This window comes from Streptomyces sp. NPDC054840 (genome assembly GCF_053611065.1).
The window spans coordinates 1-8,166 of sequence record NZ_JBSGZP010000315.1 but is presented as its reverse complement, the minus strand read 5'-3'; the positions used below and the strand labels follow the sequence as shown (position 1 = coordinate 8,166).

The following is an 8,166-nucleotide window of genomic DNA, read 5'->3' as shown; positions in this document are numbered from 1 at the left end:
GGCGCACTCGTATCGGCCGGGGTGCTGTACCTGCTGGTCACGGCCGGGCGGCGGACCCGCCCTGCCGAAGCCGCGCGGGACGGGGCCGACGGGGCCGGCTCGATGGACCGCCGCCGCTTCGGCCGACTGGTGGCCGCCGTCCTCGCGGCGTCGGCCGGGGCCGGGCTCGGAGCACGGCGCCTGGGCGCCCACGGTTCGGCCGACGCCACCGCCTCCCGGGCCCGCTTCCTCCTGCCCCGGCCCACCGTGCCCGCGCCGCCGGTGCCCGTCGGCGCGGATCTGCGGGTGCCCGGACTCGGCCCCTTCCTCACCCCGAACCAGGACTTCTACCGGGTGGACACCGCGCTGGTCGTCCCTCGCGTGGACGCGGACACCTGGCGGCTGCGCATCCACGGGGAGGGGGTGACGCGGCCGCTGGACCTGGATCTGCGTCAGCTGCTGGCCCGGCCGGTGGTCGAGCACGACATCACCCTCACGTGCGTGTCCAACGAGGTCGGCGGCCCGTACGCGGGCAACGCCCGGTGGCTCGGCGTGCGCCTCGGGGACCTGCTCCGCGAGGCGGGGGTGCGGCCGCCGTCCCAGGGCGGGCCCGCCGACCAGCTGGTGGCACGTTCGGTGGACGGCATGACCATCGGGACGCCGGTCGAGGCCGTCATGGACGGCCGGGCGGCCCTGCTGGCCGTCGGCATGAACGGCATGCCGCTGCCCTTCGCCCACGGCTTCCCCGTCCGAATGGTCGTACCGGGCCTGTACGGGTACGTTTCCGCCTGCAAGTGGCTCGCCGAGCTGCGGCTGACCACCTTCGCCGCCTACGACGCCTACTGGGTGCGCCGGTCCTGGGCCCAGCAGGCCCAGGTCAAGACACAGGCGCGCATCGACACCCCCCGCCCGTACGCCGACCTGTCACCGGGCCGGGTGGCGGTCGCCGGGGTGGCGTGGGCCCAGCACCGCGGGATCGAGCGGGTCCAGGTACGGGTGGACGGCGGCGCCTGGCAGGAGGCGCGACTCGGCACGGCCGACGGCGCGGACACCTGGCGCCAGTGGGTCTGGCCCTGGGAGGCCGTCCCCGGGCGGCACACCCTGGAGGTCCGCGCGACGGACGGCACGGGCGCCGTCCAGACGGGCGTCCGCACCGGAACCGTGCCCGACGGGGCGACCGGGTGGCACACCGTGAACGTACACGTCCGTGCCCTGGGCTGAGCCGTGTCGCCGACCGCGGGCGGCGGGCATCGCCGCCTTGTCAGGTGGGGGAACCGTTCAGGCGGACCGGCAGTGACTGGACGTTGTTGCTGATGAAGCTGTTCTGGTAGGGGAGTTCTCCGTCCGGGACGGCGAGGTCGAGGTCGGGGAAGCGGGTGAAGAGCCGCTCCAGGGCGATCGTGGCCTCCAGTCGCGCGAGCGGGGCCCCGGTGCAGTAGTGGGCGCCGTGGCCGAAGGCGAGGCTGCGGGCGGCGGTGGGACGGGTGATGTCGAAGCGGTCGGCGTCCGGGCCGTGGAAGGACGTGTCGCGGCCCGCCGCGCTGTAGCCGGCGAGCACCGGGGTGCCCTGCGGGATCACGGTCCCGTCGACGATCAGGTCCCGGGTGGGGTAGCGGAAGGGGAACCAGCTGACCGGGGTGTCCCAGCGCAGGGTCTCGTCCACCACGTCCGACCAGGTGGCCTTGGCGTCCAGGACCAGTGCGAGCTGGTCGCGGTGGGCGCACAGGGCACGGACCGCGTTGACGATGAGGTTGAGGGTGGTCTCGTGGCCCGCGACGAGCATCAGCCGCATGGTGCCGATGAGTTCGACCTCGGTGAGCCGGTCGCCGTCGTCCTCGCGGGCGGCGATCAGCGCACTGGTGAGGTCGTCGCCGGGGTTGGCGGCGCGGGCGGCCGCGATCGTGCCGGTCAGGGTCATGAGTTCCCGCAGGGCGAGCATCTTCTCGGCCGGGGTGATGTCGGTGGCGACGACCACCTTGTTGGTCAGGTGGTGCAGCCGGCCCCGGTGCTCGGGCTCCACGCCGAGCAGTTCGCAGATGACGTTCATCGGGAGCGGGAGGGCGAAGTGCTCGTACAGGTCGGCGGCCCCGTCCGGGGACTCGGCCGCGGCCCGCCCGAGGTCGTCGAGGAGTGCGGCGGTCAGCTCCTCGACGCGCGGCCGCAGCCGTTCCACCTGGCGGATCGTGAAGGCCTTGCCGACCAGCCCGCGCAGGCGGCGGTGGTCGGCGTCGTCCGCGGTGTGCATGCCCTGGGCGTCGGCGAAGACGCGCAGCGGCCAGTCGGGAGGGATGGTGCCGTCGTGCAGGGCGGGGAAGTGCCGGGCTCCCTTGGCCACTTCGGGGTGGGCGAGGAACTCCTTCAGCGCGTCGTGTCCCAGGACGACCGCCCCGGGGACCCCGCCGGGGAGCACGACCTCCGCCACCGCGCCGTGCTCGGCGCGCAGCCGGGCGTTGAGGGCGTGCGGGCAACCGCCGGTGGAGTCGATCACGTGCGGGGTGGGCGGGCCCTGCGGGACGGGTGAGATGGGGGACGACACGCCGGCTCTCCTGACCTGGTGGACGAAACTCGGTCAACAGTGCGGCCCGGGGGCGGGTTGGACAAGCCCGTGTCCACCCCGTCTCAGAACCAGCTGAGCGTCAGGGTGAAGGTGGTGCCCGCGGTGGATCCGGTGGCATCGCTCGCGGTGGCGGTGACCTGGAAGGCGCCGCTGCCCCAGGGTTTGCCGGTGATCCGCCCGGAGGCGCTGTCGAGGGTCAGCCCCCAGGGCAGGCCGGTGGCGGCGTACCGGACGGGGGGCTTCGCCCCGGTGGTGGCGAGCTGGACGGTGCAGGACCGGTTGAACGTGCACGTCTGCGGGCCGGGGTCGGTGAACTTCAGCCCGCCGGGGGTGGGGGTCGGTGTGGGAGTGGGCGTCGGCGTGGGGGTCGGGGTGCCGCCGCAGCCGGGGGTGGCCTCCGGTGGCAAGGGGACCCGCCAGATCTGCGTGTCGTTCTCCGAGCCCACGAGCAGGTTCGCGCAGTCGGCGTACGTCACCGTCTCCCCCTGCGACTGGGCCGGGAGGGCGACGGCCGCGAGCTTGACCCCGGCCGTGTCGTACACGGAGGCCGTATTGGCGCCCAGCGGGCCGCCACTGCGCAGGGGGTACGAGGCGCCCGTCGGCGAGAAGGCGCCGTCGGTGGCGAACACGGGACCGGGCCGGACCTCGGTGAGGGTGTTGACCTGCCCGGTCACTCCGCGGTCGCGAGGGCGGCGGCCCGTGGGGGTGTCAGGAGTCGGGACATGCGCCCAATGTGAGGGGACATCGGTGGGCCTGCCAGAGCCGATCCCCTCCCGTTCGAGCATCGTTCAATGCCGCGGGGGCATGTCCGGTCAGCGCACCGGTTCCCGGACGGGCGCCTTGTGCCCGGCTTGTGCGATGAACGCGCGGGCCGCCCGGCTGAGCGGTCGCCGGGCATGGGCGATGCCCACCGGGCGCAGCAGCGGCGGCGCGAAGGAGCGGATCTCGGCCCGGCTCCCGAAGGCTCTCGGCACCACGTCCCGGTACCAGATGAGGGAGCCCCGGCCGTCCGTCACACCCGTCACCCAGGCGAGGCGTTCGTCGACCTCCAGCGTGGGAAGGGGCCGTACCCCGAGGCAGCTGAACATGGCCTCCATCTCGGTGCGTCGGCCGGTCCCCGGCGTGGGCAGCACCATCGGCAGGCCGTCGAGCATGCGCAGGGGCATCGGGTGGGGCAGCCGGGACCCCGGCGGCGATATCAGCACCACCTCCCGTTCCTGGATGAAGTGGGTGGAGAGTTCCTTGTCGACGGGCAGGTCGACCAGGGCCAGTTCCGCACGTCCCTGGGTCACCTCCTCGACCAGGTCCTCCCTGCTGCCGTGCTGCTGGAGCCGGACGTCGACGGTCGGTTGCCGTGCGGTGAAGGACGCGATCAGGTCGGTGGCCAGGTCGAGGGCGAGGGTGGGGGTGGTGACGAGCGTCAGGACCGCCCCGGCGGCCCCGCCGTGCGGGGTGCCGATGTCGTCGATGGCCTCCACCGCGTTGAGTACGGTCCGGGCCAGCCGGACGACCCGGGCCCCCTCCGGCGTGAGGTCCACCCCCCTTCCCCGGCGGGCCAGGAGCTCGACGCCGAGATCCCGCTCCATGGCCTGCACGGCCCGGGACAGCGCGGACTGGGCGACGAAGACCGAGGCGGCGGCCCCGGTGATGGACCGGCAGTCGGCGACGGCGACGAGGTAGCGGAGCTGCGCGAGGGTGGGGGTCATGACCGGACGGTAACCGCGTGAGGCTGTACCTGTAAGGGCTCGTCGGGTGAACAACGCGCCGGGTCCGGCGTGACGGTCATGCCCGGTCGGTGGCCAGGCATGCCGGCGCGGCATTGCCCGCGAGGACGCGGTACGCCGGCCCGCGCGGCGGGGGCGGCCCGGCAGGGCGGAGAACCCGCAGGCCACCGGCTCGGACGGGGGCTGCCGGGGCTCCTCCCGGGCGGGATTTCGGGTGGCACGTGTACGTCGCGAGTGCGAAGCATCGTATTCCGCATGGCTGTTGACAGTGCAGGGCGGCCACCGCACGATGCAACGCGGCATTGCGGGTGTTTGACCACGGTTCAAGACCGCCGTACCCGCGGCGGGTTCCCCGGCCGTCGCGCGTGACCGCCACCGCACTCCCCCGTCTTCCGCCCCGCCCCGCAATGCCGTTGCACGGCTCGCCCGCTCGCCCCGTTCGGCAGCTCGCCCCGTTCGGCAGCTCGCCCCCGTTCGGCAGTGCGCCTGCTCGTCCGTTCTTCCGTCCTGCCCTGCGCCATGTCACACAGCATTGGAAGAGGAGCGCCCGTGACCCCCCACCCGCAGCCCGCCGCCACCCGTGACCTGGTCGTCGCGGTCAGCCCCTTCGAGGAACCCCACCCGGCCGTCGTGACCGCCGCCGAACGCGCCGGGGCCCTGGGCCTGCTCGACCTCGGCCGGGACGCCGACGCCGCGCGGCGCGGTTTCGCGGAGCTGGGGCGCAGGCTCGCGGGCGGCGCCCGGTACGGGGTACGGGTGCCGGCCGGCTGCCCTCTCGGCCCCGGAGAGCTGCCCGCCGCGGTGGACACCGTGCTGCTCGCCGACCCCGCCTCGCACACCACCGCGCGGATGGCCGCCTGGGCCGCGGCGGCCGGGCGGCCCCGGGTGTGGGCCGAGGTCACCGGCGCGGCCGAGGCCAGGACGGCCGTAGCCGCCGGGGCGGACGCGCTCGTCGCCAAGGGCCACGAGGGAGGCGGCCGGGTGGGCGCGGCCACCACCTTCGTCCTGCTCCAGCAGCTCCTCGGCGACCCCGCGGTCCGGGTGCCGGTACGGGCCTGCGGCGGGATCGGCCCGCACACGGCGGCCGCGGCCGTCGCGGGCGGGGCGGCCGGGGTACTGATCGACGTACAACTGGCCCTGACGGCGGAGGGCGAGGCTGGTCTCCCCGAGGAAATCACCTCGGCGCTCCGGGCGATGGACGGCTCCGAGACCCGGCTGAGCGACGGACACCGGGTGTTCGCGCGGCCCGGCCTGACCCCGCCCGAGGGGCCCGTGCACACCCTGCTCGGCGCCCGCGACCTGCGGACCCAGCTGCTTCCCGTCGGGCAGGACGGTGCCTCGGCGGCCCGCCTGGCCGCGCGGTACCGGACCACGGGCGGCGTTGTGCAGGCGGTCCGGGCGGCCGTCGCCGGACACCTGGAGGCCGCCGTACGGGCCCGGCCCCTGGCGCGCCCGCTGCCCGTCGCGCAGGGCCCGATGACGCGGGTGAGCGATCAGGCGGCCTTCGCCGCGGCGGTGGCCGCCGCGGGCGGGGTCCCGTACCTGGCGCTCGCGGTGATGGAGGGCCCGGACGTACGCCGGCTGCTGGCGGAGACGGCCGAGCGGCTCGGGGACCTGCCCTGGGGCGTGGGCCTGCTCGGATTCGCCCCGCCCGAGCTGCGGCAGGAGCAACTGGCGGCCGTGACCGAGGCCCGTCCGCCGTACGCGATCATCGCCGGCGGCACCCCGGCGCAGGCGGCCCCGCTGGAGGCCGCCGGGATCCGGACCCACCTGCACGTGCCCTCGCCCGGCCTGCTGGAGCGGTATCTCGCCGAGGGGGCGCGGCGGTTCGTCTTCGAGGGGCTGGAGTGCGGTGGACACGTCGGGCCGCGTGCCTCCTTCCCGTTGTGGGAGGAGCAGATCGAGCGGCTCCTGACCGGTCCCGAACCCGAGGCCCTGGACCTGCTGTTCGCGGGCGGGATCCACGACGAACGGTCCGCCGCCATGGCGGTGGCGGCCGCGGCCCCGCTGGCCGACCGGGGCGCGCGGGTCGCGGTGCTGATGGGCACCGCCTACCTGTTCACCGAGGAGGCCGTCGGCGCGGGCGCGGTCCTGCCGGGCTTCCAGCGCGCGGCGGTGGAGTGCGCGGACACCGTACTGCTGCACACCGCGCCGGGACACGCCACCCGGTGCGCGGCCACCCCGTACGCCGAGACCTTCGAGGCGACCCGGCGGCGGCTCACGGAGAGCGGCATCGAGCCGCGCACGGTGTGGGAGGAGCTGGAGCGGCTGAATCTGGGGCGGCTGCGGATCGCCAGCAAGGGTCTGCGCAGAAGCGCCGACGGGGGCGGGCTGGAGGCCGTCCCCGAGAAGCAGCAGGAGACGGACGGGCTGTTCATGCTCGGGCAGGCCGCCACCCTGCGCACGGGCACCACCACGATCGCGGCGCTGCACGCGCAGGTCACCGAGGGGGCCACCGCCCTGCTGGAGCGGCGGGCCAGGGAACTCACCGGCGCGGGGGCGACGGCGCAGCAGCCGCCGCGGCCGGTGGCCGACCCCCTCGACATCGCCGTCGTCGGGATGGCCTGCGCGTATCCCGGTGCCCCCGACCTCGCCGCCTACTGGGCGATGGTCCTCGCCGGGACGGACGCCGTCACCGAGGTACCGGCCGAACGCTGGGACCCGGCGCTCTACTACGACGCCGACCCCGCCCGGGCCGGTGAGCGCACCCCCTCCCGCTGGGGCGGCTTCCTCGGCCCGGTGCCCTTCGACGCCCTCGCGCACGGCATCCCGCCCGCCTCGCTCGCAGGGATCGAGCCGGTGCAGCTGCTGGCCCTGGAGATCGCGGCGCGGGCCCTCGGGGACGCCGGCTACGGCAAGGACCGCGCCTTCGACCGCTCCCGGACCTCGGTGGTCTTCGGCGCGGAGGCCGGTACCGAACTCGCCGGCGCCTACGGGCTGCGCGCGCTGCATCCGGCCTACCTGGGGGATCTCCCACCCGAATTGGACGAGCAGTTGCCGCGCCTCACCGAGGACTCCTTCCCCGGGATCCTCGCCAACGTCATCGCCGGGCGGATCGCCAACCGGCTGGACCTGGGCGGCGCGAACTGCACGGTCGACGCCGCGTGCGCGTCCTCGCTTGCCGCGCTGGACCTCGCCTGTCGCCAATTGCGCGATCACGACAGCGACATGGTGCTGTGCGGGGGCGCCGACGTGCACAACGGCATCAACGACTACCTGATGTTCGCCTCCGTCCGCGCCCTGTCGCCCGGCGGCCGCTGCCGGCCCTTCGACGCGGCCGCCGACGGAATCGCGCTCGGCGAGGGCGTGGGCGCCCTCGTCCTGAAGCGCCTCGCGGACGCGGAGCGCGACGGAGACCGCGTGTACGCCGTGATCAAGGCGGTCGGCGCCGCCGGCGACGGCCGTTCCCTCGGCCTGACCGCGCCCCGGCCGGAAGGGCAGCGGCGGGCCTTGGAGCGCGCGTACGCCCGGGCCGGCATCACGGCGGACGAGGTGGGCCTGATCGAGGCGCACGGTACGGGCACGGTCGTCGGGGACAGCACCGAACTGGCCGTACTGAGCAAGCTGTTCACCGCATCCGGGGCCGAGCCCGGGTCCTGCGCGCTAGGCTCCGTCAAATCGCAGCTCGGGCACACCAAGTGCGCGGCCGGGCTGGCGGGGCTGATCAAGGCGGCCCGGGCGGTCCACACCGGCGTGCGGCCCCCGACCCTGCACATCGACTCGCCCAACCCGGCATGGCGGGCGGAGAGCAGCCCGTTCTCCTTCGACAGCGAGGCCCGGCCCTGGCCGGTGCCCGCGGAGCGGCGGATCGCCGGGGTCAGCGCCTTCGGCTTCGGCGGCACCAACTACCACGCCGTGCTCGCCGGTTACGGCGGTTCGGAAGAGCCCCGGCTCGGCCTGGAGGAG

General features: G+C 75.1%; 5 protein-coding genes. 2 read left to right on the top strand and 3 right to left on the bottom strand.

Annotated elements, in window-relative coordinates; translation table 11 throughout:
* Window positions 1-1,200 (top strand): molybdopterin-dependent oxidoreductase (locus ACWGIU_RS21805; RefSeq protein WP_453708201.1); only part of this gene is annotated, 1,200 nt, incomplete at its 5' end.
* Between the two features lie 40 nt (window positions 1,201-1,240).
* On the opposite strand, the gene ACWGIU_RS21800 is transcribed toward ACWGIU_RS21805, so the two are convergent.
* The 3 genes from ACWGIU_RS21800 to ACWGIU_RS21790 all read right to left on the bottom strand — a co-directional run bounded on the left by ACWGIU_RS21800 (window position 1,241) and on the right by ACWGIU_RS21790 (window position 4,242).
* Complete coding sequence (locus tag ACWGIU_RS21800) at window positions 1,241-2,515, bottom strand: cytochrome P450 family protein (RefSeq protein WP_453708199.1); 1,275 nt, start codon at window positions 2,513-2,515, stop codon at window positions 1,241-1,243.
* An 83-nt stretch (window positions 2,516-2,598) separates the two neighbouring features.
* On the bottom strand, window positions 2,599-3,210 hold the full coding sequence (locus ACWGIU_RS21795) for an Ig domain-containing protein (protein WP_453708197.1): 612 nt from the start codon (window positions 3,208-3,210) through the stop codon (window positions 2,599-2,601).
* Window positions 3,211-3,348: 138 nt separating this feature from the next.
* The gene (locus ACWGIU_RS21790; protein ID WP_453708195.1) at window positions 3,349-4,242 is read right to left on the bottom strand and encodes a LysR family transcriptional regulator; all 894 of its coding nucleotides are present in this window, start codon (window positions 4,240-4,242) and stop codon (window positions 3,349-3,351) included.
* 567 nt (window positions 4,243-4,809) lie between these two features.
* On the opposite strand from ACWGIU_RS21790, the gene ACWGIU_RS21785 reads away from it, so the two are divergent.
* A partial coding sequence (locus ACWGIU_RS21785; RefSeq protein ID WP_453708193.1) for a beta-ketoacyl synthase N-terminal-like domain-containing protein occupies window positions 4,810-8,166 on the top strand: 3,357 nt, incomplete at its 3' end.